The sequence below is a fragment of the Rossellomorea sp. NS-SX7 genome (assembly GCF_052828565.1).
This window is the reverse complement of record NZ_CM128249.1, coordinates 1004377-1029927: the sequence shown is the minus strand read 5'-3', so window position 1 is coordinate 1029927 and position 25551 is coordinate 1004377. Positions and strand designations below refer to the sequence as shown.

Genomic DNA, 25551 nt, shown 5'->3' with positions numbered 1-25551 from the left:
AATAGTGTGTCGTTCTCCGTACACTTTGAACAATACATAAGTGCGTACACATTATCATACTTGAACACAATCATGTTACAAATCACGGGCACCGAAATCCCCTATGTAAGCTGCAAAGTTTGCCAAAAGAGCCCTCATATTAGATAAGCCTTCAAGAATAAGCTATATAGAACACTTAGGCTAGGAGGTGCCTCGTGAATATCTATGTTGTAAAAAGCGGAGATACGCTTTGGTCCATTTCCAGGCAATTCAACGTTAACATGTCCCAGATTTCCTATGGCAATCAATTGAAAAATAATGACATACTCATTATCGGACAAAGCCTCATCATCCCCGAACCCTATAAAGAATATATCGTACAGCCGGGCGATACTCTAACTGAAATCAGCCAAAAAGTGAACATCGGCATGCAGGAACTAATTGACTTCAACCAAATCGCAAATCCTTCGCAGCTTTACATCGGACAGCTGATCGTATTTCCATATTTCAACCATACAGTCAAATCAGGAGACACTCTCTATACCATTTCCTACAACTATAAAGTTGGTTTGCAGGACATTTTAAATGTAAATCAGATCCCAAACCCTTCACTCATCTATCCAGACCAGAATATCCGAATCCCAAATAAAAAGAAATCAACTGAAATAAATGCATATATCACTCAAACCGGAAGTGAAGGGGTCGGTGAGGTAAGGGGATTGGGGAATTACTTCTCTTATCTATCTCCATTCACTTATTCCTTTAAGGAAGATGGGTCACTCACTTCTTTGAATGATGAGGGGTTAATATTCGCAGCTTATGACACAAATGTTGATCCACTGCTTGTACTGACCAATTATTCCGGCACAATGTTCGACTCGGATTTAGCTGCTTCCCTTTTCAGAAACGAAACACTTCAGACCACTTTACTATCAAACCTGATGAAAACAATGGAAACAAAAGGATATAGGGGTGTAAATTTCGACTTTGAATACGTCTATCCTGAAGATCGTGAAAATTACAACCGTTTCCTTCGAAAAGTTACAGCGGCATTTAAACCAAAAGGATATTCAATCTCCACTGCCCTCGCACCAAAAATCAAAGAAGATCAAAAAGGTCTGTTATATGAGGCTCATGACTATAAAGCTCACGGGGAGATCGTAGACTTTGTCGTGATCATGACCTATGAGTGGGGGTGGGCAGGCGGAAGGCCATGGGCGATTGCTCCCATCAACGAAGTAAAAAAAGTACTGGATTACGCTGTCACTGTAATCCCTCGCAATAAAATCCTTATGGGTGTGCCTTTATACGGCCGGGATTGGAAGGTTCCCTGGGTGGACGGAACTTTTGCAAAAACCGTTTCGCCGCTTGCCGCAGTTGAATTAGCAGGTAAATACGGTGTGCGGATTCAATATGACAATGAATATCAAGCTCCCTATTTTAAGTATTGGGATGAAACAGGACAGCAGCATGAAGTGTGGTTTGAAGATGCAAGAAGCATTGCAGCCAAACATAATACATTGGATGAATATAAACTGAGAGGGATTAGCTATTGGGTCCTCGGAAGTGCATTTCCACAGAACTGGGTGATGCAGCATGCGAGATATAGAGTGGTGAAATAGACTTTGAAACGATGAGAAAAAAGGACCTCCCGCCCGGGAGGTCCCTTCCATTCTATTGCATATAGCTGACTACTTTCCTTACCACTTTCTCCCCTTGCTCAATACATTCAGGGATGCCCAGACCTTCAAATGAACTGCCGGCAATGAAGACCCCGGGCAGCCTTTCTTCCAAGTTCTGATAAAGGGCTTTCGTACGCTTTTTATGACCTACAGTGTACTGAGGCATTGAATCCTTGTAACGGGTAACAACTGTAAATTCAGGCTTCCCTTCAAGGTCCACGATTTTCTCCAAGTCTTCCAGCACGATTTGTTCTATCTGATCGTCCGATAGATCAACAATGGTTTCATCCCCTGATTTCCCCAGATAACAACGCAGCAATACCTTTCCTTCAGGAGCGCTATGCGGCCATTTTTTATGAGTCCATGTGCATGCTGTTATTGAGTAATCACTATTTCTCGATACAATAAATTCATTTCCATCCACATTCTTTTTAATCGCTGAACGGTCAAAGCCCATAGCAACTGTTGCTACTGAAGTCGCCGGCATCTCCTTAAGATACTCCATGAATGAATAGGAAGGAAACATGGATTGCAGGGAATGATGAGGAGTCGTGATCACTACGCTGTCAGCATCAAGAACATGACCGTTTGTAAATTCAATCGTGTAACCTTGATCTTTCTCTTTGTGAATGTGTGAAACTTTCATCCCTTTATGAATCGTCTGGGGTTCGAGCGCCTGTTCCACTCCATCGACGAGTGATTGGAGTCCGTTTGAGAAAGTCATGAATCTGCCATTCTTTTGTTCTTTTTCAGTCTGGGAAGCAGCTTTTTTGATACCTGCGATCAGACTTCGATGCTTTTGTTCGATGTGATGAAGTTCAGGGAATGTCGACATGAGACTCATTTGATCGATATCTCCTGCATAGATACCTGTCAGCAAAGGTTCGATCAGATTGTCGACTACTTCATCCCCCATCCTTCTCCTGAAGAACCTTCCAAGTGACTGATCTTCGGTGACTGCGGAGCGGGGAAGGATAAAGTCAGCAGCAGCTCTCATTTTTCCAGTGATAGAAAATAGATTTGTCGTGATGAATGGGGCTATTTGGGTCGGGATCCCAATAATTGAACCTCCAGGCATAGGGTAAAGCTCCCCGCCTGCAATAACAAATGATTTTCCCCATGTGCTTTTGACAAGCGTATCCTGAATCCCGATTTCTTTTGCGAGAGTGAGCGGGCTTGAATTACGCGGTACAAATGAATCAGGACCTCTTTCTATGACATAACCGTCCTGACTGAGTGTTTGAATTTTGCCGCCCAGTCGGTGGGATGCCTCTACCAATTTCAGTTGGATGGGAAGATTCTTTTCTTTGATTTCTTTTTGCAAATAATAAGCGGTTGCCAGACCCGTGATACCTCCGCCAATGACCACAACCTTTTTCATTTGTTGTCCCCTCATAAACATCGCCTTCTTTATCTAATTATTAATCTTTTATGATCCTTATCTGGAGTTTGCTCATTATTCAGAAAACAGAGCTTGCAGACGGGCACGCTCCCTTATCAATAAAGAGAAGGACTGAGCTCCCTGAGAATGAACTCATCAGCCGCAGTCCTTCACATCCCCGTAATTTCAAAACGAGCGATGACTTACTTATTCAAGTGCTTTAAAATGACATCTGCCATTGCATCAATAAATTCAGGTTTTGCGTTCGGCATCTCAGGACGATAGTAGCTGGCACCAATTTCATCCGTTACCACTTTACATTCATAGTCATTATCATATAATACCTCTAAATGATCGGCAACAAAACCTACAGGAGTGTACACGAATGTTTTGTACCCTTTTTCCTCATGAAGATCGCGCGTCAAGTCCTGAACGTCCGGACCAAGCCACGGATCCGGGGTGTTCCCTTCACTCTGCCATCCAACGGCATAATGTTCCACGCCGGCACCTTCAGCAATCATTTTTGCCGTCTCTTCCAGCTGCTGGGGATACGGATCTCCAGACTTAAGGATACGTTCAGGAAGACTGTGTGCAGAAACAATCAGCACAGCATCCTCACGTTCTTCTTCGCTCATGCCCGCAAATGTATCTTTCACTTTTTCGACCCAGTACTTGATGAATTTTGGCTCATCATACCAGCTCTCCACTGATGTAATGGAAGGTCCGCCTAATTTCTCTGCTGTTTCTTTCGCTCTCCCATTATACGATTTCACACTGAAGGTGGAAAAATGAGGAGCAAGGACAATGGATACCGCTTCCTCAATTCCATCTTTATGCATTTGTTCAACTGCATCTTCGACAAAAGGTTCAATATGCTTCAAACCGAGGTACATGTTAAACTCAATCTCATCCTGCAGCGAATTCAAATGCTCTTCAAGGCTCTTTGCCTGATCCATCGTAATCTTCGCAAGCGGAGAGATGCCGCCGATCGCCTCATATCTTCCACGCAGGTCTTCAATCATTTCTTCAGAAGGTGTTCTTCCATGACGGATATGAGTATAATAGCGTTCTAAATCTTCTTCTTTATATGGAGTTCCATAGGCCATAACCAACAGGCCCATCTTCTTTTTTGCCATTTATATTCACCTCTTTTAGTGTCTGATCATCTTTTGTTACAGGATTCGCATTATCTCGCACTGTATTCATGGACAAATGCTGTCAAACGTTTCAAGGTGTCGGGATTAACGGATGGGAACACCCCATGTCCCAAGTTAAAAATGTAGCCCGGCAGTTCCATTCCCTGATCCAATATGGCTTTCGCTCTTTCCTCGATTACTTCCCAAGGAGCGAGAAGGATTGACGGGTCAAGATTCCCTTGAACGGTTTTTGAAATACCCATTTGACGTGCTTCCGTAATCGGCAGACGCCAGTCAAGTCCCACTACATCGAGGGGAAGGTCGTGCCACTCTTTCGCCAGATGACTGGCACCTACACCAAACATGATCAAAGGGACGTTCTCTTCTTTCAATGCGGTGAAGATTTTCTCCATGATCGGTTTGATGAATGTTCTGTAATCCTGTACATTTAATGCACCTACCCACGAATCAAAGATTTGAAAGGCCGATGCCCCTGCCTTGATTTGGGCTTTACCGTACGTAATCGTCATATCAGCCAGCTTGTCCATTAAAGCAAACCAGGCTTTTGGTTCAGCGTACATGAATGCTTTCGTTTTATTGTAGTTCTTGGAAGGACCGCCTTCGATCATGTAGCTTGCCATCGTAAATGGTGCTCCTGCAAATCCGATCAGCGGTACGGATAATTGTTCCTGAGTAAGTAGTTTAATGGTTTCAAGAACATAAGGAACATCATTTTCAGGATCGATTTCCCCAAGCTTTTCTACATCTGCCGCAGAACGGATCGGATTGTCGATAACCGGGCCGATTCCCGATTTGATTTCAACATCGACTCCGATCGCCGGAAGCGGCGACATGATATCTTTATAAAGAATGGCAGCATCCACATCATATTGTTCTACCGGAAGTCTGGTCACATACGCACAAAGCTCTGGCTGATGCGTAATTTCGAATAGTGAATACTGTTCCTTTATTTTTCTGTATTCAGGCTGTGAACGCCCAGCCTGTCTCATATACCATACCGGTGTATAGTCTGTTTTTTCACCTTTTGCAGCTCTTAAAAATGTGTCATTCATCTGTTTCATACCTTGTCGGCCACCTTTCAATCTTCCATTGGTTCTATTGTATAATAAATGAATAAAATTCTAAAATTGTTTAACCGTACAACTGTAACCCTTATAAACTATAGACTTTTATCCTCAAAATGTATAGTTTCCAACAGAAAATGTCATAAAATTGCCGATTTTACTAGGCTGAAATGCCGGTTGCTGAACCGGAATCCAGGAGCCTGCTTTCTCCTGCACTCAGCTTTATGTGTAAATTAATTGATAACATGATAAATAATCCTGGAAATCAGGTTACAGAGTGAGCAGATTAGGGAAGATTAATAGCGAGATTACTTTTACGAGGTGAATGAAGATGAAGTTGTATATGACGACAGGAACGCATGAGTTTTTAAGTAAGATTTTAAAACAGCATCCTGATGAGAAGATGGTTCTTATGCAGGGATCAGACGCACTCCTGGTCCATGAAACAGATGGTGACAGTATATTCGAATCCCCTAGAAGGTATGAAATTGTCGATCAATCAGGCTCCTTGGCAAAAAGGGGATATGCCGTTTTCAATAATATCCCCGTCACGGATGAAGGACGCCCGTTATTTGAATATCGATTCAAGAATCGTGCAGGCCTGATAGAAGAAGTTCCCGGCTTTATCGCCATACGTGTGCTGCGCCCATTGGACAGCGATACATATGTGATCATGACGCTATGGGAAGATCGTAAAAGTTTCTTAGGCTGGCAGGAATCCAAGCAATATCAGAAAGCACACGAAAAAAGGGGCACTGAAGAAGGGATCGATGCAAAAAAAGACATCTTCCCCCGGGCATCTTATGTAACGGAGTATGGGGTTACTGAAGATTGACCCACTGATCAATCAGGCCGCATCAAATCATGATGCTGACTTAAAAGGCTGGCAGGAATCCCTGCCAGCCTTTTGCAGCCGTTATTCTTTCTTATATAAGATTCCGTTCCTATTTGCATAGATCGCCGCCTGAGTCCGGTCCGCAACCCCCAGTTTACTTAAGATATTGCTGACGTGAGTTTTCACCGTTTTCACGCCTATGTATAAGGTTCCTGAGATTTCCTGATTGGTCATTCCTTCACCGAGGCACTTCAGAACTTCGAACTCCCGCGCAGTTAAATCTTCATGGGGCTTTCTTTCTTGGGGCCTGAACCTTGTCATCATTTTATCAGCGACTTTAGAGGCAATGACGGATTCTCCTTTTACCGCTTTATAAATAGCAGAAGTGACTTCTTCTGCACTCGCTGTTTTCAATAGATAGCTATGCGCCCCTGCTTCAATAGACGGAAATACTTTTTCATCATCATAATAGCTTGTGAGAATGATGATTTTACAGCTGCCATGATAGGTCAATATTTTTTCAGTGGCTTCTATTCCGTTGCCGTCATCCATCAAAAGATCCATCAATATAACATCAGGTTTATATACCTTTGCAAGCTGAACAGCTTCATTCCCACTCTTTGCTTCGCCAAGAAACTCGATTCGATCTTCAGTGAGCAGATAGGTTTTGATCCCTAGCCTCACCATCTCATGATCATCCACAATCATCACTTTTACTTTTCCCACACATAATCCTCCCCTTTCATCAGACCGGAATCCTCAAATCGATATACGTCCCTTCTTTTTCTTTTGAACGGATTTGAAAGTTTCCGCCGATTTCTTCAGCCCGTTCCCTCATCGTTTGTAGTCCATAAGACGTCATCTTGTTCTCTCTAATATTAAAACCTATCCCGTTATCACTGATATATAAGGTCACGAAACCTTCTTTTTTCTCGGTCATGATCTTCACTTTTGATGCTTCTGAATGACGGAGTATATTGGAAAGACTCTCCTGTATGATTCTGAACATATGAGTTTCCGTACCTTTTGAAAGATTCTCTATTCCATCGAGAGTCGCTTCGATTTCAAGCTGTGTCTTCTCCTTTAGTTCCTGGATAAGAATCGTCAACGCTTCACAAAGACCCTCCCCCTTTAAATCTATGGGTCTTAAATGAAGCAGCAGTGCCCTCATTTCCCCTTGAGCCTTAGCAGCTATATCTGCCACCTGCCGGATGATCCCTTCTGCTTTGTCAGGATGGTCGCCCATGCTTTTATATGCTGCTGAAGAAAGCATATTAAGTGCAAAAAGCTGCTGACTGACCGAATCATGCAGATCCCTTGCAAGTCTCTGGCGTTCCTCCATGACAGCAGCCCCGTGAGCCCGCTCGGCGAGTTCTGATTTCTCATCAGCTAAACGCTGTAATGACTTCACCTGTTCTTGAATGTATTTTGCAAGCTGGTTCAATTCATCTGCAAGCATCCCCAGCTCGTCATATTCATGCGACTCGATCCTTGCAGAAAACTTCCCGCTTCTTAACAAGGTCACGAAAGTGGAAATATCATCGATTCGTCCTTTGAATGTATAACTTGTCCGGAATCCAAAATTTACACTCATTGAAATTAGGATAAGAAATAGTGCAAGTGTCAAATAAATCGAAAGGCTAAGCGAAACACTCTCATTCTTTGAAACAAACAAGTAGATTTGAAGAAAAACGAATGAGATCAATGTCGTCATGATGGCCATCATAATAAAAGTTTTCAAAATCCAGTTCCTGATGGTAGATGAATGATTCACTGATTTCCCTCCTTCCGAAAGTTGATGATCACCGATTGCCGGATGTTTGCCTTTTATACTTCACTGACCCGGATCGAAGCTACTTTTACGTTTATGGACAGTTTTATTTTCCTGCTTGCTTCTGCATAGCCTGGTGACTGATACGCGAAAGCAGATCTGATTTCAGCAGATTTTTGATCAAATAATTTCACTTCCCCGACTTTGACATTGATGGTGATGTCCACCGGGATATTTTCCGGGATGATCACCTTCACATCCCCGACCCAGCCCTTTATTTCAATCAAAGTCTCATCTTCAGGGATAAACGCTTGACTAAAGTCGAAATAATAATCCCCCACCACATTTTGAAGCCTCATAGGTTCCAACGGCCAATTGGGCTCTGAAAATTTGATCTCCCCAATGATGGAACTTCTGTTGATTTTATTCTTTTTTGGCTTTACCTCAGCCTTCTTTTCGGTTTCGATTCCCACGATTGATGTTTTTTCATCGGGGGAGTCATGGGTAACGGTCACTTTAATCGATTTATTAAACGCCACTCTATTAATGGCGATGGCTATAATAAAGATCGGCCACAACTTCCACCAGTTCCCATAATTAAAATCGACTATATTCCATTCATCGAGAATGATGAGAGAACCAAGTACAAGGCTGAACAGGCCAAAAAATAATTTACCGAAGCTTTTACTCAAAAAACTGTCTATCACCCATTTCAATCCGATGAATATCAGCAAAATAGGAATTATATTGACAAAAATCAGGGTTATTTCCAAGGAAATGACTCCAATGTTCAACAGTAACAGCCATACACCGGCCATCAATAATAGTAATGAGAAGAACCATTGCTTCCTTCCTTTGTACCTCACTGCCACACCACCTTCACTTCTATTAGTTTCTAGAAAAGGTCCAAAATTCCTGTTTCTGCTTTCATTATAAATGGAAAGGATCATGATAATGAGCAGCACACGCCTGATTCCGTCTCCGTCTCCAGACTGAAATAAAAAAAAGCCTGCCCCTCACTGCGTTAATGCAATGAAGGACGGACCTTTTATGTTGGTCTTTTTTCATATAAAAAGGTTGTCAGCGTAAAGATGGAATAGCCGATAAGGAAGCCTGCCAATACATCTGAGGGATAATGGACTTGTTCGACGACCCTGCTCAGTCCAGTGAGGAAAACAATGACCAGTGCAAGTATGTACAAGCTCCATTTCACTTTGACAGAAGAGAATTCCCTGCTGATAAAATAGGCTGCTGTCAGTAAAAATACAATGCCCACCATTGCATGGCCGCTCGGGAAACTGAAACCATCCTCCCCGTGTGGGAACGGCGGTCTGTCCCTTTCCATCAGATTCTTAATTGTTTTATTCAGGACATTGCTTCCTGCAACAGCTACGACCACTGTCAAAATGCCCGGGAAATCTTTCTTTACCCACCATAGGTAAAGGATCAGCAGTATGGAACCTCCTCCGATGACCAGTTCAGTCCCTACCACAGAAAAAACCTTGATGAAGTGTAGATGATTCATTTTCTCCAATAAATAAGGGTCCCATGGCATAGAAAGTTTGTGATAAACGAAGTGGGCAATCGCCATAAATAAAATGAATGAGATAATTCCAAGTATGTAGTATGTCTTTTTCATTTCCATCCTCCTTTCCACTATTATTATCTCTTTATAACCTATTTGTTCCTCCAATTTAATGTTATAATATTCTAAATCTTCAACAATTCTAAGGAGGTTTCATCTTGCTGAATGAATTATATCAGAAATTAGAAGAGCGATGGGCAGAAATGGTAGAAATCCGAAGACACCTACATAAGCATCCGGAGCTTTCTTTTCAAGAAAAAAACACCGCAAAATATATTGCTGAATATTACCGCAGATTGGGAGTCGATGTGCGGGAAAACGTAGGTGGAAATGGTGTAGTGGCAACGATCAAAGGCCGGCTGCCTGGAAAAACTGTCGGCCTTCGTGCTGACTTTGACGCACTGCCCATTCAGGATGAGAAGGATGTGGAATACCGATCCACGGTGCCTGGAGTCATGCATGCGTGCGGACATGACGGCCATACAGCAACCCTGCTGGTCTTAGGGAAAACATTGCACGAACTAAGGGACCAGCTTCCTGGAACAGTCAAACTGATTCATCAGCACGCCGAAGAATATGCTCCCGGTGGAGCGAAGCCCATGATTGAGAATGGCTGCCTGGAAGGTGTCAATGTGATCTTCGGCACTCATTTATGGGCAACAGAAAAGCTTGGGAAAATCCTGTTCAAAACAGGACCTGTCATGGCAGCAGCCGACCGCTTTGAAATCGTGATAAAAGGCTCTGGCGGCCATGGTGCGCAGCCTCATAAAACAAAAGATGCAATCGTAGCCGGTGCACAACTTATTACCGATCTTCAGCAGATCGTTAGCAGAAGGGTGAACCCGATTGATCCTGCCGTCGTCACTGTGGGTTCCTTTGTGGCAGATAATGCCTTCAATGTCATTGCTGATCAAGCAAAGCTGATCGGCACCGTCCGCACCTTCAACCCGGAAGTAAGGGATTTCATCGAAACCGAGATCGAACAAATCATCAAAGGAGTCGCTTTATCCTTCAACTGCGATTATGAGTACCGTTTCGAAAGGGGATATCCAGCGGTTGTGAACCACTCCGAGGAAACACAGCTTCTCATTCAATCTGCAGCCGATATTGATGAAGTTCACAACGTGGAGGAAATCGAACTGCAAATGGGAGGGGAAGATTTTGCCTACTACTTGGAAAAAGTGAAAGGCACTTTCTTCTTTACAGGTGCGGCCCCTGAGAATGCAGAAACGCTTTACCCCCATCATCACCCCAGATTCGATATTAACGAAAAAGCGTTATTGATCGCTGCCAAGACATTGGCATCTGCCACTCTCAATTATCAGAAGAAGCATGCGGATGCAGGGATCACCGTTAAAAGGTAATACAAAAAAGATCGGCCGCCGGGGCCGATCTTTTTTGTATCAGTCATTCATTAAAGTATCGGATCCGATACGCAAATTTCGCCACTTCCCCGAGCTGATCCAGAAGCTGATAATTGGCGTATGCCCCAACAACTGCCCCCACTCCTGGGACAAGCTGAAGCATCTTTACGAAATCTATATAATCCCGGTACTCCTGTTGAAAGGAACGCCAGTCCAGTTCCTTAACCTTTTCCTTCTCCTGATTCCAGTTCTCGATGACCCTTAATGTTTCTTTTTTATGCTCATCGCTGGAAAAAGCCAGCTGAAACACGTACAAAAGAAACAACCTCTCCTCATACTTCCCGACTTCATAGCCATGTATAGCCGAACACTCGCTTAAGAACTTCATCTTGATGGAAAGAAGCAAGGGGAAATCCGCCAGGCCAAGAAAGATGCCTCCTGCTCCAGTACCTGCACCTTCAATGACCGCAGCTTTTCGGTGAAATTCGAGCCTCTCCCTCATCCGCTCTTCTCTTTCTTTTAAAGTAGGGAGTGCATCCAACGATGAAAGTTTGACCCATTCACTCCCTTTCAAGGTTATTTCGACCATTCTCTTTATACTTTCCGTGATCATATGATGGGCTTTTTCGGGGATAAACTGATTCACTTTCTTTTGAGCCTCTTTAGAAACCCTTTGAAAAACCGATGATTTCTTAATGAATTTTCTTTTCCAATAATCCAGTTCTTCTCTTTCCTGATTCATGTTCCATCCCACCTTTTGGCTTCATCATTCCTTTATACGAGAGGGACCTGCCAATAGTTTCACAAATAAAAACTGCTGTCCATTTTTTTCAAGCGCTGAATCAAATAGTATTGGCTGAAAAGTATGGAGAATACGAAGCCCGCTAAAAGAATGATGGCTCCTTCCATCCACATTCCTTTTATCAAAAGAGGAAGCGAAAAGAGGATTGATTGAACCATCATGGACTGATTCAACACCTTTTTAAATGATGATGTTTTCAATTCTTTTGACATGGGGTAGATAAGAACCCATATTTTGTAATCAAACCGTTTATAAAGAGGAACCAGCTGAAACCCTGTTAAATACAGGAATAACAGAGCCGTCAGGATGTTGACGATAAAAGACTGGTTCGTATAAATCAATACCGCCCCAATCAATGTCAACCTTATATACAATCCAGAATATTCACTTGTTCTCACCAAAGAGCGAAGATATAAATTCCGATAGGATTCACTTTGTGAAAAATCGGTTTTCACGATGAAATCGAGCCACTTCCTTCTATGCACCTTTCCTTTTAGCTTAGGTACATCCGTAAACATATTGGCGATCCGGTAAAACATCAGCATTCTCTGCTGCTCGAGATGAATCAGCAAATCCCATTTCAAATTCTTCTTTTTTGTTGTGTGATAAAAGTAAAAAAAGTAAACTGCCATGATAAGTGCCACTGCCATGATCATGACAATGGATGCTTCAGATAAGACCAGTAGCAGAAGGGTCCCGGATAATAAAAACCGGATGATGCCGTCGATCCAGTGTGCTTCTTTTTCCTGAAATCGCAGCATGAACCATCTGACATAAAGATTCCACACCTTGATTGCCAGAACGAGTGCAAGTAAAGGAAAGAAGCTTTTAAACCCATTACCTGACACTGCGACATACATAGGCATCAATGCCGCCAGGACAAGAAGCTGGATATAGGACTGGAACATGAAGCTGATCCAGATACTCTTCCTGAAATACCCGGACAGCCTATTCTCTAGCGGGAGCAAAAATACAGCGTCCGCTTCTTTCAGAAACGTATATACTGGACTCCACGCAAGGATCAACCCCAGTATCGCTGCCATTATGTACGCTGCCGGGAAAGTTGGGTCAAGTATTTTCACCCATTGGTTATATGTAAAAGCAGCACCACCCAGCGCAAAAATCAGTACAAAAAGAAGATGATCATTAAACATGTATTTCAGGTACTTCTGGAGTTCCTGATTGTATTCTATAACTCGCTTTTTCCAAATATTTTCCGCATTATTCATCATCGGACTCTTCCTTTGTCAACTGGATATATATATCGTCCAGTGTCGCTCCAGGCATGGAAAACTCTGATTGGAGCTCCTTCAATGTCCCCTTTGCCCTGATTCTCCCCTCATGAAGGATGACGAATGAATCGCAATATCTTTCCGCTGTGGCAAGAATATGAGTGGACATTAATATACCTGCCCCGCTTTGCTTCATTTCCTCCATCCAATCCAGTAATGATTGGATGCCCAGTGGATCCAATCCTACAAAAGGTTCATCTATAATATAGAGACTGGGTTGAATGAGAAATGCACACATGATCATCACCTTCTGCTTCATCCCTTTAGAAAAATGTGCAGGAAACCATCCGAGTTTCTTTTCCATTCGAAACGCTTTAAGGAGCTTTCCAACCCTTCCTTTATATTCATCTTCCGTCAAACCATATGCCATGGCCGTGAGCTTCAAGTGCTCTTCAAGAGTCAATTCATCGTAAAGGATAGGCGTTTCAGGTATGTATGAAAATTGCTTACGGTATTGATCAGCATTTTCCTTCAATGTATGTCCATTAATGGATATACCGCCTTGTTTCGGCTCCATCAAGCCAATGATATGTTTGATCGTCGTACTTTTCCCCGCTCCATTCAAGCCAATCAAGCCGACGATTTCACTGGAATTAATGGAAAAGCTGATGTCCTTTAACACAGGTTTCCTTGTGTAGCCTCCGACGAGGTGATTTATCTCTAATAATGCCATTGGCAGCAACGTCCTTTCTCTTCTACATGGTTTGACTCTATTCTAGCAAAATTTCTTACTAAAGGCACCGTACAATGAAGCCTCATTCCAATTTTTAGTATTCATAACATCCGTAAATCTGCACATTCTAATTATTGAAGGGGCCAGCAATAAGAAAAACGGGGTGGTTGTTAAAGACCAGTTAACCGATTTCACTATTGTTCACGGCTTAAAGGATAGTCGTCTTTCATAGTGAATGACACACTCACCGATTCATTTCATCACAAACTTGATAAATGAGGTGTTTGTTAAAGAACATTTTGACTGAATCAATTATCTTGAACAGCTTTACAGCTTTAAAAGATAAGGGGATGGTCACTTTGAACAAAGTCATTCATTTTCCAAGATTACACAAATCATGCTTATAGCCAAATGAGGTGTTTGTCGCAGACCACATACAGTTTCTATTGTCTTAAGCCAAAAGCTAAAAGATAAGGGGATGGTCGCATTGCAAAATAATCATTCTATTCAAGGATGGGATCTCTGATTACGCTACAAAGCAAATGAGGTGTTTATCAAAGAAAGAAAAATTGACGTTTAAACCTTTATGAATACCCCTTCAAAGAGAGGCAGGAAAACCGTTCCTGTCTCTTCTTTACTTTTCTTTCTATTTCTATTCATGATAAAATAAACTTCAACATCACATTACTGAAAGGTGGAAATTTCGTGAGCGAATGTATTTTTTGCAAGATTATCAATGGCGATATCCCTTCAATGAAAGTATATGAAGATGAACATGTTTTAGCTTTTTTGGATATCAGCCAGGTTACCAAGGGACATACCCTTCTGATTCCGAAAGTACATAAGGAAAACATCTATGAACTCACGCCTGAAACAGCAAGTCACCTTTTCTCCGTTGCGCCGAAAATCGCTAATGCCCTTAAAGCGGAATTTGAGCCAGTAGGATTCAATTTATTAAATAATACCGGTGAGCAGGCTGGTCAATCCGTCTTTCACTTCCACATGCACTTCATTCCACGCTATGGCTCTGGAGACGGCTTTGGAGCAGTTTGGAAAACACATAATGACGATTATAGCGGAGACGATCTGAAAGAAATCGCAGATGCCATCTCCAAGCATATCTCATAAAAGATGAAAGACACCCGGCATTTCCTTTTGCCGGGTGTCTTTTTGTCTAATAGGAATAAATAGTTGATTGGACGTGAATTGAACGAACCATGTTCAGAGAAAATTACATTTAAATTATTTGAAAATTAAATCTTTGACACTGTTTTTCGCTGTGTTATAATGTACCTATCTTTTCGCTGATGGCAATGAGTGCACATCAGGAGAGGGCAAAAAGTTAGAATAGTTGAGGAGAGATGAGAAATGAATACAAAAACACTTGTATCCCTATCACTATTAGTAGGGATCGGAGCCGTTCTGCATACGGTAATTCCGGGATTCTTTCTAGGAATGAAACCTGATATGATGCTTACGATGATGTTCTTGGGCATTATCCTATTTCCAGCAAAGAAGAATGTATTACTTCTTGGAGTGCTGACTGGAGTCATTTCCGGATTAACGACACAATTCCCAGGCGGTTTCTTACCCAATCTAATTGATAAACCAATTACAGCCTTTGTGTTCTATGGATTATTCCTGGCTACTCAAAAGGTCACACGCTCGGTCATAGGAGCTTCTGTGCTTACCGCGGCAGGTACTCTTGTATCCGGAAGTATATTTCTGCTTTCCGCTTACTTGATTGTCGGGCTACCGGGAGCATTCTTTGCACTGTTTGCGGCGGTCGTACTGCCTGCAACAATCGTCAATGCCGGAGCAATGTTTGTCGTTTATCCTATCATACACTCCATCTTGAAACGATCCAGCATGAAAGAAGCAGTGACTACTGAACAACTTTCTTGATTATTTAAAGGACTGTATAGCAGAAGCTATACAGTCCTTTTTTGTTTTTATAAGAAAGTATAAATTCAGAGAATTGTCCAGCTCCTGCGGCTAGCTAGATCCGCCTCCGCTTTTCTTCTTTTCAGGCAGCAAACCAAAACAAAACCCCAATCAAAAAAGTGATCACGCCACCTGTTCCCATAATCGACGCTCTTCTCTTCAACATATTTTTAGGAGGATACATACCGGGCCTTTGGATTTTGATAAAATTATAAACCATACACAAGAACAGCACACCGCTCAGAGCAAAAAAACCGAAAATGATCCCGTCCATCTCCTTACCCCTCCCCTACACACCTCTTATCTTTATTTTTATGCGAAAATGAATGAGGATATGAACTTACTTGTTTCCATTCCCTTTCAATAGGGAAAAGGAATATACATGTTTGTTGTAGAAGTAAGTATTATAGAATAACGAGGTGATGTAAATGAAAATAAAGTCTCTTACTTATGGGTTCATTATTGGAGGTGTGATCGCAGGTATCGGTTCACTCCTTTCGACTCCTTCATCCGGAAAAGAACTCAGAAGCCAAATCAAAAGCAAGAAAGAAGATTGGAGCCAGGTTTTTGAAGAAATGAAGGTGCACTTGGGAGAATTGAAGGATTCAATAAGCACCCTGTCACAAGAAGGAAAAGAAACCGTGCAGCAAATTTCTAAAGACCTGCAGGCATCCGTAAAACAATGGCAGGCATCAACCGAACCCAACAACCAGAAACTCCAGCAGGAAATCCAACTCATCCAATCCAAAATCGAAGAACTCGAAAGCTCATTAAACACAAATAACAACTCAAACTAAACGGAATTATGAAATGAATCAAAGAAGACCTTTAATGCCGCATTATGTGCAACAAATGCAAGCAGGGTCTTCTTTCTCATTACATAATATTTTCGGATTAAAAGAAAAAGAAAGTATTAGCCTTGATGAAGATAAGTACTACCTATAGATGCGAGTATGATTTTACCGAATCTAGCGGTTGATTGGAGTGCAGGACGAAGACTCCTGCGGGAAAAGTAGCTTATGTGAGACCCCGCAGGCGAAGCCGAGGAGGCTCACGGGCTACCCGCGGAAAGCGAAGTCCTGCACGGAAATCAATAGCGGTATAAGAAGTCCAACTATAAATAAATACACATACTTCGAAAAATTTTGTCAATTTATCCTTTATTAATTTTTATTTTATTGGCATAATAATATAAAAGCGCTTTCTTTTTATCGATAGCTGTTTAAGTAAGAATAATGGGCATGCGCATATAAAGAAAAGATTTTCTAACAAAGTGGGTGTAAGGGATGGAAGAAAGAGATTATTCATTGAAAGAGGCAATTATCTTCAGTCAACGTATGGCTCAGCTTAGCAAAGCGCTGTGGAAGGCCATCGAAAAAGACTGGCAGCAATGGATAAAGCCATATGATTTAAATATTAACGAGCATCATATCCTTTGGATTGCATATCACCTCAAAGGTGCGTCTATCTCAGATGTGGCAAAGTTTGGGGTCATGCATGTATCGACTGCTTTCAACTTTTCAAAAAAGCTTGAAGAGCGGGAATTACTCCAATTCTCAAAGCGCGATAATGATAAGAGGAATACGTATATCAAGCTCACAGATAAAGGGGAAAAAATCCTGCTTGAGCTCATGAAAAATTATAAACCAGAGACTCATTCAATTTTCCAAGGGGTGGCGCCATTAAAGGAACTGTATGGAAAATTCCCTGAAATGATCGAGATGATGTCGGTAGTCCGTAATATTTACGGTAATGATTTTATGGAGATTTTTGAAAAATCATTCCATAACATCGACAGTGAATTTGCTGAAGATAATTCAAAACTCAATGAGTTATTCGAAAATGAAGAAGAACTTGCTTGATTCATTTCACGCATTGTACATGAGCAGATGAATTTCATGCATCATATTAAGGAACTGATTTACGCTTCGGTCCATGCAGCTATCAATCACTTCCAGAACTCCATCATAGAGTTAAATCCATCAGCGAATTTTGTAAAAAGCGGAGTACTAAACTAACTGATCCGCTTTTTTGCTTTTCTTTATCTTTGTTCATCATCTCACAAGAAAGCATCTTCACCTCTTCCATCGATTCACTCCTCCTGGTTGTTAAACTCCACTGAATTTCATTGAGTTCAAATGTCAAAATCATTTGTATTTTCCAGGTCAGTTTCACCATTTCCCCAGTATAATCACTTTTTGCAGTTCAATACTTCCGTTGTCGATTTTCAACTCAAAAAAATCTCAAATTTTGTATTGATTTTTTCCTTCAATCATAATAAAGTATGTAAAGCGCTCATTTAAAACACTATCGTCTACGGAGGCGATTTTTTTATGCACTGTTGGAAAACAATCAATCTAGAACGACAATTTGGATTTTATCGAGTCTTTTTACTTTCATCTATAATCATGATGATGGTATTCTCTTTTATATACGTACCGATGAATTTAGTGTACTCTAGTTCGTTCTATGACAATCACTTACTAGGTTTTATCATTGGACTTCTAAGTATCTATCCGATGCATAAATTCATTCATCTGTTACCGATTTTTCCTTATGTGAAAAAGATGAGATGGAGATGGGACAGGAAGCTCCTCATACTTCCAATTGTTTCACTGAGGGTCGACCGGCCGATTTCAAAGTACCTGTATATGATTGCCCTTTTTGCACCGTTCCTGGTCATTAACAGCATCTTACTATACGGGTGCATACATTTTCCGCATTACTCTCATTATTTCGCTATATTATTAGCGTATCACTCAGGGATTTGTGCCATTGATTTCATTTATGCAAAACAATTAATGCACTCTCCAAAGAATGCATTAATTGAAGAGAATGATGACGGATATGAAATCCTCATTTATCAGTAAGGATGATAAAAAACCATTGGCTAGGTAACAGCAATGGCCAACTATCATCCTTCTGCTTTATTTACAAAGCCCGTCTCCTATACTTTAAATATTTCAATCAGGGAGACGGGAATTGAGTAGAGTTGAGGCTGCCACATTTGAATATAGGCATTTACCAATATTTCGGCAATACTCGCTCTACCATTATGTTTCATATTTTGGTATCGTATAGCTTATAGGAGATAACGGGGAGGGGTTAGAATGATCTCCATATTTTTAGTATTTGCAGTGTTTATTTTATTTTACATAAACAAAATGACCAACGCACTATGCTTACAAAAGGAAATACCTGAAGAACGCCAACCAAAGGTATTTAGAACCATCAACATTCTAATCACTATTCTTTTGGTATCTTCATACATAGAAATATTGTTTACGTAATAGAAAAGCGGAAGGGCTTTGCCCAGAGGCGACAAGCATAAGATGAGCCACCCAAAAAGGCGTTCTTTGCCTTATTGGGTGGCTTAGCTTATGTCTCGAGCCTCTAAGCCCTGGAGCTGGACAGTAGAAATGCGGAAGGGCTTTGCCTAGAGGCGGGTGGCATAAGACGAACCGGACGGGAAGGCGTTCTTTGCCTTCTTGGCCGGTTTGGCTTATGACATGTGCCTCTAAGCCCTGGAGCTGGACAATAGAAATGCGGAGGCGGCCCGTCCGGCCCCACGACCGAAAAAAACCAGCTCGATTCAAATCGAGACTGGTTTTTTAAATTTACATCAATTAGCAAACGTACGCTGCACCGATGATGATCAACAAGATAAATAACACAACGATTAACGCAAATCCTCCGCCGTAAGCACCAGACATAATGTGCTCCTCCTTTCATTTATGAAAAGCCACCGGAATAAGAATAGGCAAAAGGGGCTGCCTTTCTAAAGGTTTCGCCCCCCTCTCCAGTCCTTATCCGGTGAAACACTACACTATCCCGAGGCTAAATTATAGCCATGCTGCACCTACAATGATTAGCAAGATGAACAGTACTACGATTAACGCGAAACCTCCGCCGTATGCGTGACCCATAACTTTCCACCTCCTTTGAAGCGCTAATGTATCTTATTCAAGTTAGTCGCCTTTTGTTTTAGGCATTTGTCATATTTCTAATTTTTTAATATAGATACGCGGCACCAACGATGATTAATAAGATGAACAGTACTACGATTAACGCGAATCCGGAATTGTTTCCACAGCTCATATTTATTACCTCCTTTTCTCTATTCGTTTTTATCATATGAAGGAACCTGGGAAATGGGTGTGTAAAATGCCCATTTTTCTCATGTTATGTTTGGAAAATATTTTTTTTAATGGAAAAAGTGTGATATAGTATGGGTTGTAGAATTTTGACAAGCCATTAAGCGAATATATATTTTAGGAGATGTTCAGCATGAAAAAATGGATTATATCAGTGACACTTGCAACTGGGATGATAGGACTTGCAGGCTGCAGTGGAGACGGTGCAGAAAACAGTGATGTTGTTGCAACGACAAAAGCAGGGGATGTAACACAAGAAGAACTTTATAAGTCAATGAAGCAGAAGTTCACACCTCAAATGGAACAAGCTCTGCAAGAACTTGTTTATACAAAGGTTCTTTCTGATAAATATGAAGTTAGTGATAAAGAAGTGGAAGAAAAACTGAATGAAGCAAAAGACCAACTCGGACCCCAATTCGAAATGTTCCTGCAGCAGTATAATCTTGATGAAAAATCATTTAAGGATTATCTGAAGCTACAGCTGCTTCAAGAAAAAGCAGCGATTTCTGATGTAAAGGTATCTGAAGAGGAACTTAAAGAGTATTATGAAAAGTGGAAGCCTGACATTCAGGTCCGTCACATCCTTGTCGATGACGAAAAAACGGCTAAGGAAGTCAAGCAAAAATTAGCTGACGGCGCTAAATTTGAAGATCTTGCTAAAGAATACTCAAAAGATCCTGGTTCTGGTGAAAACGGCGGAAGCCTTGGATGGGTCGATTATGCCGGACGCCAAAACTTTGTGCCTGAATTCTCCAAAGCACTTGATACATTAGAAAAAGGTAAGGTAAGCGAGCCGATTAAAACCGAATACGGATTCCATATCATTGAAGTGACCGACAAGAAAGAAAAGAAATCGTTCGATGAAATGAAAAAGGAACTGGAAAAAGAACTAAAACTTTCCAAAGTTGATCCTCAAAAAATACAAGAAGCCATGAAGCGTGAAATTGAAAAGGCTGACTTGAATATTGAAGATAAAGACCTTAAAAAAGCGTTTGACCAAGTATTGAACCCGCCGGCTGCCCCGGAAAATGGAGAAACACCGGCACCTGCTGAGTAATGGCAAATGAAAAAACCTGAAGATCTGACACGATCTTCAGGTTTTTTATATCCATCTTTATCATCTAGGTGAATTGACGTCTTCGTTCTTTTTCCTCTTCCATTCGGGAAATATAGACGGCCCCTTCTTTCTCGATCCATTCATCTTCCAACTGCTTTTCTTCTTTTGCTGATTTAATGGTCATAAAGGCACTGGCGAAGATCCCTGCCACAACGAAGTACATCCAAATTGGTAGAGTCATTTACTTCATCTCCTTATAGTTTGTCCTCTCTTATTGACACTATATGAAATCATTCCAGGAAACATAACCTGTATTTGGAGATTTACTTTAACCTTTGATTCCACTAATGATTGACTAGCTAATTTGAAGACGCACTCTTAATACCGCTTTTGATTTCCGTGCAAGACTTCGCTTTCCGCGGGCGGTTGGTGAGCCTCCTCGTCGCTAAGTTTTATGGGATCTTCACTGTCCAGCTGCAGGGCTTAGAGGCACATGTCATAAGCCAAACCGGCCAAGAAGGCAAAGAGCGCCTTCCAGGCCGATCCGTCTTATGCCACCCGCCTCTGACCAAAGCCCTTCCGCTTTTCTGTTAGGAGTCTTCGTCTTGCACTCCAATCAAAAGCTGGTACCAGTTAATAACATAAATAGACTTTCATAGTAACAAAATATAAAAGCAGTTCAGTTTTGCGTACTGACGCCTAAACTAAACTGCTTTTCATATTCATTCAACCTCATTATTCATGAAAAGTCGGTTTATAGAATGTCCGATTATCGAGAGGGAAGATCCTTTCCGTGTATTCACCGGGATTCACACGCTCCAGTGCACGGTCGAGCATGTTCATTTTTGCATCGACATTGTCGATATAGTGAAGGATTTCAGCTTCACGGATCATTGGTGGTTTTGGACTTCCCCACTCAGCTTTACCGTGATGGCTTAATACCATGTGTTGAAGAATCATTACTTCTTCCCCTTCGATTCCCAGTTCCTCGGCTGTTTTTCCGATCTCATTGACCATGATTGAAATATGACCAATCAGATTTCCTTCGATCGTGTACGCTGTCGATGTTGGTCCAGATAACTCAATGACTTTTCCTAAATCGTGGAGTATCACACCTGCATACAAAAGATCGGTGTCCAGGGACGGATACAAGCTTGCGATTGCCTTGGAAAGGTCAAGCATCGAGACGACATGATAGGCAAGTCCCGAGACAAATTCATGGTGATTTTTAGTGGCAGCTGGATACTCTAGGAATGGTTTATGATATTTCTTGATCAGGTGCCTGGTGATGCGTTGGATATTCGGATTTCTCATTTCAAAGATATATTGAGTGATCTTGCTTGTCATTTCATCGATCGACAGTGGAGCCGTCTGTAAAAAATCCGAAATCGAGTGTCCATCTGATGGTGATGCAGGACGGATCTGTTTGATCTTAAGCTGATTTTTCCCACGATAGCTATGTACATCACCTACCACCTTTACAATTGTTTCGGGCTGGTATGCTTTTTCATCCTGTTCAGATGCGTCCCAAAGCTTAGCTTCCATCTCTCCGCTTTTATCCTGCAGTATTAGAGTCAAAAATGGCTTTCCGGTATTTGTCGTACCTTTGGTCATCTGTTTGATGAGAAGATGCAAATCAACCGTTTCCCCTACATTGAATGTCATGATTCCAGTCATCATTATCCTCCGTCCTCATTGGTATTAGTCTCAGTATAACATATTTCAATAGATTCATTGATTTACCGTTCATACCTCTTCTATTTGAGTTGAAGTACGTCATTTAATCGAGACCGAAACCGACTGCAGAAAAGTCGGTTTCGGTCTCCGGAGTTTATACAGTCACAGATGTTTCTAAAACGATGGCTTCTTTCTCATGGAAGTAACTTCTGATATGCGGATGACAGGTAAATAATATGATTTGCTGACTTTTTCCCATTTTTCTTAGAAGCTCTACAAAAGCTCCCGTTCTTCCTGAATCGAAATTCACCGCCCCATCATCGATTAAGAGAGGGAGCTTGTATGAGTCTTTAAAAGAACGTACGAGTGCGAATCTTATGGCAATGTATAGCTGTTCCTTCGTCCCCTGACTGAGCTCGACTGCCTGAAAACGCATGCCGTCCTTCCTCTCCACTTCGATCATTTCGTTTTCTGTCATATAAATGGAATGATAGTTCCCCTTGCTCAATATTGAAAAATATTCTTCCGCCAATATCATTACATTCGGCATTTTCGTTTGTTGATAGTGATGAATCGTTTTCTTGAGACTATCCTGTGCAAGAGTATATTTGGACCACTTCATGATGTATTCCTGCAGATCGGCCTTTTTATCCTGAAATTCCTGAAGGAGCTTGGAGTAGCTTGCGCCTTCCTCTAATAGCTTGATTTCATGTTCAATGGAAGCAAGTTTCTTTTGACTATGTGAAATGTCTCTATTCAACTCACTAATCTTCAGTACAATCCCTTTCAGCCTCTTGGTTACATCTTCTTTAAATTGGAATGTCGAGAATAACGCAAGAGTATTTTGATTGATTCTCGTTTTCATCCCTTCATGCCTTGCCAGTAGTTCTTTCTTCTCTTCAGCTTTCAGGGATAGCTGACGGAACTCATCTTCGCCCTTGCATCCTGCCTCTTTAAGCAGGGCATGAATTTCTTCCTCTATTTTTTTCAGGTGAAGAACGGATTGTTCTCTTTCAATGCGCAGTGGGTCCAAATCTGACTGTATCTGTTCAAAGATGAGCTTCTTTTTCTCCACTTCTTGTAAGATGTTTTTTAATTTAACAAATGCTTCCCCCATGGTTGTAAACACGTATGAATGCCGGATAAACCACTCTTCACACTCGTTAGCGAAAAGATCTATCTTTTCTTGGAGAAATATTTCATCTTCCCTTAACTGCTGATAGCTTTCGTATGACCGTACGAGCTCTTTCATTTTGCCGAACGCGTCTCGAAGCCATTTCCAAGGGAACTCTGATGGGAGATTCAGCTCTCCTTTTATCTCATCAAGCTTTTGATGTTCCCCGTTAAGTTTGAATGAGATTACTTCCTGCTGTTTTTTCAACTTTTCCAGCTTTGCCTTTTGCTCCTCCAATTGAAGGATTCGCTGTTTCCATTCACTTCGATACTCCATCTGTTCCCTCAAGAGCTGCTCTGAAGCATCCATGGACGCGGGATCATCTTTTAAAGTGAGTTCTTCAGAGAATTCATTGGCTTTTCCTCTCAGATGTTGAAGATGGTGTATTTTCTCATTTACATGTTGTCTTGACTTCCATCCATTGACGACAAGAAGGGCAATGATGAAAATCGACACGAAAGCCCCCAATGCGTAATCAGTTACGAGTGCCCATATCCCGAACCCTGCCAACAGTATCGCTGCTATCCCGCTGTAAACCATTTGATTATAGAAGGATTTACGCCTTACCTGTACTTCTTTATCCCCCTCATCAAGCTGGTCTTGAATCCACATTTTCTGCTGGAGTGAGGCCTGTCTTGAAGAGTTCTTTTTGGCTTTTTTTTGCAACGCATGATACTCTTCTTCTTTCATAAGGAGTTCCTCTAGTTCATCACATTTTCTTTCAATGCTCCTCCTGGCTTCATATTCGGCTTCAATTTGATCTTCAAGGCTTTCTCCTTCATTTTGCAGCTTGCTCTTGTCCTGAAGGACCTGTTCGATTCTTTCACCCATGAACAAGCTTGTATTGATGGATGGTATATCTTTTTCTGCTATGTTTAAATCAAGTTCTCTCATCGCTTCACTTACTTTATATTTTACCGCCTTCGTTTCCCGGCTGATTTCATCCAGGTCATCCATCCATTTCATAAAGATAGATTGCTGTGATATCAAGGACTCGGCTTGATGGATGTCTGCTGTAAATTCAGATGATCGCTGAACAGCTTCAAGCTTTTCTTTCAGCTTTTTTTGTTTTAAGTCAAGCGACTCCAAATAGGAGGACGCCTGTCGCCATTCCATTTTCAAACCGTTCAGTCTCTCTGCTCCATTTGGAGGATAAGAGATTTCTTCAAATGTTGACAGTTTTGTCGATGTGGAAACATATTCTGTAAGACTGTCCCAATGTTCTTCAATTACGAGGAGACCTTCTTTTTCTTGTATGAGAGATTCTTTTTCCACTTCCATGGAACTGATCGCAGACTCTCTCACATGCTTTTCTTTCAGCAGCGGGCCATACTGTTTATTTTTTTCCTTTGCTTCGCGCACCTGTTTTTCCAAACCCTTCAATTCATTTAGTTTGGTGTTTATGACAGGCTTTCTGCCAGACCTCTTAAATAACTGTTCCCTTTCCTTTTGCCACTGTTGTTCCATTTGCAAAAGAAGGTCGGTTCCTGTGGAACCAGCGCTGAATAAGAAGCGGTTTAAATCATCTTTTTTCAATTTATGTATGTCTTGCAGGCCGTCCAGATTAAACGAAAAGATGTTTTGATATGTTGTTTTATCCATATTCCCCATCAGTTCCAGCAGGGCCTCTTCCCCGCCTGTACTTCCATCGGCGAATTGAACCGAAACATCACCTGCTGCCTTGCCTTTTACCCGTTCGATGGTGACTTTGCCATGTTTCTCTGTCTCACATAGAATCCTCCCTCCATATTCTGAGGAATGTTTCGGCTCATAGCGAAGCTCGGTTTGCTGTCTAGTCGGAAATCCGAATAAAATACTATGTACAAAAGACATGATGGTGGATTTGCCTGCCTCATTCTCACCATAGATTAGTTGAAGGTCAGCAAGGCTGTAAACCTTGTTTATCATTTTTCCATATCCGTAAATGTGCAGCTGGATGATTCTCATCTTATTCACCTCT

Annotated in this window: 28 protein-coding genes; 10 read left to right on the top strand and 18 right to left on the bottom strand. The window is 41.6% G+C overall.

What is annotated here, in order from left to right:
* Positions 1 to 194: 194 nt before the first annotated feature.
* Entirely contained in the window at positions 195 to 1601 is a 1407-nt protein-coding gene (locus ACUXV2_RS05030; RefSeq protein WP_446245955.1) for a LysM peptidoglycan-binding domain-containing protein, read from the top strand.
* Positions 1602 to 1653: 52 nt separating this feature from the next.
* Here ACUXV2_RS05030 and hemY read toward each other — a convergent pair whose 3' ends face one another.
* From hemY to hemE, 3 genes are all read right to left on the bottom strand, one after another.
* Entirely contained in the window at positions 1654 to 3042 is a 1389-nt protein-coding gene (hemY, locus tag ACUXV2_RS05025; RefSeq protein WP_446245954.1) for a protoporphyrinogen oxidase, read from the bottom strand.
* 203 nt (positions 3043 to 3245) lie between these two features.
* Entirely contained in the window at positions 3246 to 4178 is a 933-nt protein-coding gene (gene hemH / locus ACUXV2_RS05020; protein ID WP_446245953.1) for a ferrochelatase, read from the bottom strand.
* Positions 4179 to 4228: 50 nt separating this feature from the next.
* On the bottom strand, positions 4229 to 5260 hold the full coding sequence (hemE, locus tag ACUXV2_RS05015; RefSeq protein ID WP_446245952.1) for a uroporphyrinogen decarboxylase: 1032 nt from the start codon (positions 5258 to 5260) through the stop codon (positions 4229 to 4231).
* Between the two features lie 334 nt (positions 5261 to 5594).
* Between hemE and ACUXV2_RS05010 the strand changes: the two genes are divergently transcribed.
* Positions 5595 to 6098, top strand: coding sequence for an antibiotic biosynthesis monooxygenase family protein (locus ACUXV2_RS05010; protein WP_446245951.1), 504 nt, complete (start codon positions 5595 to 5597; stop codon positions 6096 to 6098).
* A gap of 81 nt (positions 6099 to 6179) precedes the next feature.
* On the opposite strand, the gene ACUXV2_RS05005 is transcribed toward ACUXV2_RS05010, so the two are convergent.
* From ACUXV2_RS05005 to ACUXV2_RS04990, 4 genes are all read right to left on the bottom strand, one after another.
* Entirely contained in the window at positions 6180 to 6824 is a 645-nt protein-coding gene (locus ACUXV2_RS05005; RefSeq protein ID WP_446245950.1) for a response regulator transcription factor, read from the bottom strand.
* 19 nt (positions 6825 to 6843) lie between these two features.
* Positions 6844 to 7872 carry a sensor histidine kinase gene (locus ACUXV2_RS05000; RefSeq protein WP_446245949.1) on the bottom strand — a complete coding sequence of 343 codons (1029 nt, stop codon included), beginning with the start codon at positions 7870 to 7872 and terminating at the stop codon, positions 6844 to 6846.
* Positions 7873 to 7925: 53 nt separating this feature from the next.
* Positions 7926 to 8735 (bottom strand): cell wall-active antibiotics response protein LiaF, encoded by an 810-nt coding sequence (gene liaF / locus ACUXV2_RS04995; RefSeq protein WP_446245948.1) that lies wholly within the window; start codon positions 8733 to 8735, stop codon positions 7926 to 7928.
* A gap of 182 nt (positions 8736 to 8917) precedes the next feature.
* Positions 8918 to 9508 (bottom strand): phosphatase PAP2 family protein, encoded by a 591-nt coding sequence (locus ACUXV2_RS04990; RefSeq protein WP_446245947.1) that lies wholly within the window; start codon positions 9506 to 9508, stop codon positions 8918 to 8920.
* 104 nt (positions 9509 to 9612) lie between these two features.
* Here ACUXV2_RS04990 and ACUXV2_RS04985 point away from each other — a divergent pair, with 104 nt between their 5' ends.
* Entirely contained in the window at positions 9613 to 10818 is a 1206-nt protein-coding gene (locus tag ACUXV2_RS04985) for a M20 family metallopeptidase (RefSeq protein ID WP_446245946.1), read from the top strand.
* 43 nt (positions 10819 to 10861) lie between these two features.
* On the opposite strand, the gene ACUXV2_RS04980 is transcribed toward ACUXV2_RS04985, so the two are convergent.
* Genes ACUXV2_RS04980 through ACUXV2_RS04970 form a run of 3 tightly spaced genes read right to left on the bottom strand, consistent with a single transcriptional unit; the run spans position 10862 to position 13585 of the window.
* Positions 10862 to 11560 (bottom strand): EcsC family protein, encoded by a 699-nt coding sequence (locus tag ACUXV2_RS04980; RefSeq protein ID WP_446245945.1) that lies wholly within the window; start codon positions 11558 to 11560, stop codon positions 10862 to 10864.
* 59 nt (positions 11561 to 11619) lie between these two features.
* Positions 11620 to 12852: an ABC transporter permease gene (locus tag ACUXV2_RS04975; protein WP_446245944.1), complete on the bottom strand. Its 1233-nt coding sequence runs from the start codon at positions 12850 to 12852 to the stop codon at positions 11620 to 11622.
* Positions 12842 to 13585 carry an ABC transporter ATP-binding protein gene (locus ACUXV2_RS04970; RefSeq protein ID WP_446245943.1) on the bottom strand — a complete coding sequence of 248 codons (744 nt, stop codon included), beginning with the start codon at positions 13583 to 13585 and terminating at the stop codon, positions 12842 to 12844. Before ACUXV2_RS04970 ends, ACUXV2_RS04975 begins: the two co-directional genes overlap by 11 nt.
* A gap of 705 nt (positions 13586 to 14290) precedes the next feature.
* Here ACUXV2_RS04970 and ACUXV2_RS04965 point away from each other — a divergent pair.
* Positions 14291 to 14713, top strand: coding sequence for an HIT family protein (locus ACUXV2_RS04965; RefSeq protein WP_446245942.1), 423 nt, complete (start codon positions 14291 to 14293; stop codon positions 14711 to 14713).
* Between the two features lie 240 nt (positions 14714 to 14953).
* Entirely contained in the window at positions 14954 to 15490 is a 537-nt protein-coding gene (locus ACUXV2_RS04960) for a tryptophan transporter (protein ID WP_446245941.1), read from the top strand.
* Positions 15491 to 15611: 121 nt separating this feature from the next.
* Here ACUXV2_RS04960 and ACUXV2_RS04955 read toward each other — a convergent pair whose 3' ends face one another.
* Positions 15612 to 15803, bottom strand: coding sequence for a hypothetical protein (locus ACUXV2_RS04955; protein ID WP_446245940.1), 192 nt, complete (start codon positions 15801 to 15803; stop codon positions 15612 to 15614).
* Between the two features lie 154 nt (positions 15804 to 15957).
* Here ACUXV2_RS04955 and ACUXV2_RS04950 point away from each other — a divergent pair, with 154 nt between their 5' ends.
* Positions 15958 to 16326, top strand: coding sequence for a YtxH domain-containing protein (locus ACUXV2_RS04950; RefSeq protein WP_446245939.1), 369 nt, complete (start codon positions 15958 to 15960; stop codon positions 16324 to 16326).
* 489 nt (positions 16327 to 16815) lie between these two features.
* On the top strand, positions 16816 to 17391 hold the full coding sequence (locus tag ACUXV2_RS04945; protein WP_446245938.1) for an HTH-type transcriptional regulator Hpr: 576 nt from the start codon (positions 16816 to 16818) through the stop codon (positions 17389 to 17391).
* 103 nt (positions 17392 to 17494) lie between these two features.
* Here the strand turns inward: ACUXV2_RS04945 and ACUXV2_RS04940 are convergent, their stop codons facing one another.
* A complete protein-coding gene (locus tag ACUXV2_RS04940; RefSeq protein ID WP_446245937.1) occupies positions 17495 to 17617 on the bottom strand; it encodes a hypothetical protein in 123 nt (40 codons plus the stop codon).
* Between the two features lie 245 nt (positions 17618 to 17862).
* Here ACUXV2_RS04940 and ACUXV2_RS04935 point away from each other — a divergent pair, with 245 nt between their 5' ends.
* Positions 17863 to 18399, top strand: a complete 537-nt coding sequence (locus ACUXV2_RS04935) for a DUF3267 domain-containing protein (RefSeq protein ID WP_446245936.1) — start codon at positions 17863 to 17865, stop codon at positions 18397 to 18399.
* A gap of 240 nt (positions 18400 to 18639) precedes the next feature.
* Positions 18640 to 18819 (top strand): hypothetical protein, encoded by a 180-nt coding sequence (locus ACUXV2_RS04930; RefSeq protein WP_446245935.1) that lies wholly within the window; start codon positions 18640 to 18642, stop codon positions 18817 to 18819.
* 336 nt (positions 18820 to 19155) lie between these two features.
* Here the strand turns inward: ACUXV2_RS04930 and ACUXV2_RS04925 are convergent, their stop codons facing one another.
* The 3 genes from ACUXV2_RS04925 to ACUXV2_RS04915 all read right to left on the bottom strand — a co-directional run bounded on the left by ACUXV2_RS04925 (position 19156) and on the right by ACUXV2_RS04915 (position 19627).
* The gene (locus tag ACUXV2_RS04925; protein ID WP_082051156.1) at positions 19156 to 19242 is read right to left on the bottom strand and encodes a YjcZ family sporulation protein; all 87 of its coding nucleotides are present in this window, start codon (positions 19240 to 19242) and stop codon (positions 19156 to 19158) included.
* A gap of 129 nt (positions 19243 to 19371) precedes the next feature.
* Complete coding sequence (locus ACUXV2_RS04920) at positions 19372 to 19455, bottom strand: YjcZ family sporulation protein (RefSeq protein ID WP_060670486.1); 84 nt, start codon at positions 19453 to 19455, stop codon at positions 19372 to 19374.
* Between the two features lie 85 nt (positions 19456 to 19540).
* The gene (locus tag ACUXV2_RS04915; RefSeq protein ID WP_446247001.1) at positions 19541 to 19627 is read right to left on the bottom strand and encodes a YjcZ family sporulation protein; all 87 of its coding nucleotides are present in this window, start codon (positions 19625 to 19627) and stop codon (positions 19541 to 19543) included.
* 189 nt (positions 19628 to 19816) lie between these two features.
* Between ACUXV2_RS04915 and ACUXV2_RS04910 the strand changes: the two genes are divergently transcribed.
* On the top strand, positions 19817 to 20740 hold the full coding sequence (locus tag ACUXV2_RS04910) for a peptidylprolyl isomerase (RefSeq protein ID WP_446245934.1): 924 nt from the start codon (positions 19817 to 19819) through the stop codon (positions 20738 to 20740).
* Between the two features lie 64 nt (positions 20741 to 20804).
* Here ACUXV2_RS04910 and ACUXV2_RS04905 read toward each other — a convergent pair whose 3' ends face one another.
* From ACUXV2_RS04905 to ACUXV2_RS04895, 3 genes are all read right to left on the bottom strand, one after another.
* The gene (locus ACUXV2_RS04905; RefSeq protein ID WP_446245933.1) at positions 20805 to 20981 is read right to left on the bottom strand and encodes a sporulation YhaL family protein; all 177 of its coding nucleotides are present in this window, start codon (positions 20979 to 20981) and stop codon (positions 20805 to 20807) included.
* Positions 20982 to 21475: 494 nt separating this feature from the next.
* Positions 21476 to 22420 carry a 3'-5' exoribonuclease YhaM gene (gene yhaM / locus ACUXV2_RS04900; protein ID WP_446245932.1) on the bottom strand — a complete coding sequence of 315 codons (945 nt, stop codon included), beginning with the start codon at positions 22418 to 22420 and terminating at the stop codon, positions 21476 to 21478.
* 151 nt (positions 22421 to 22571) lie between these two features.
* Positions 22572 to 25538, bottom strand: coding sequence for an AAA family ATPase (locus tag ACUXV2_RS04895; protein WP_446245931.1), 2967 nt, complete (start codon positions 25536 to 25538; stop codon positions 22572 to 22574).
* Positions 25539 to 25551: the final 13 nt, after the last annotated feature.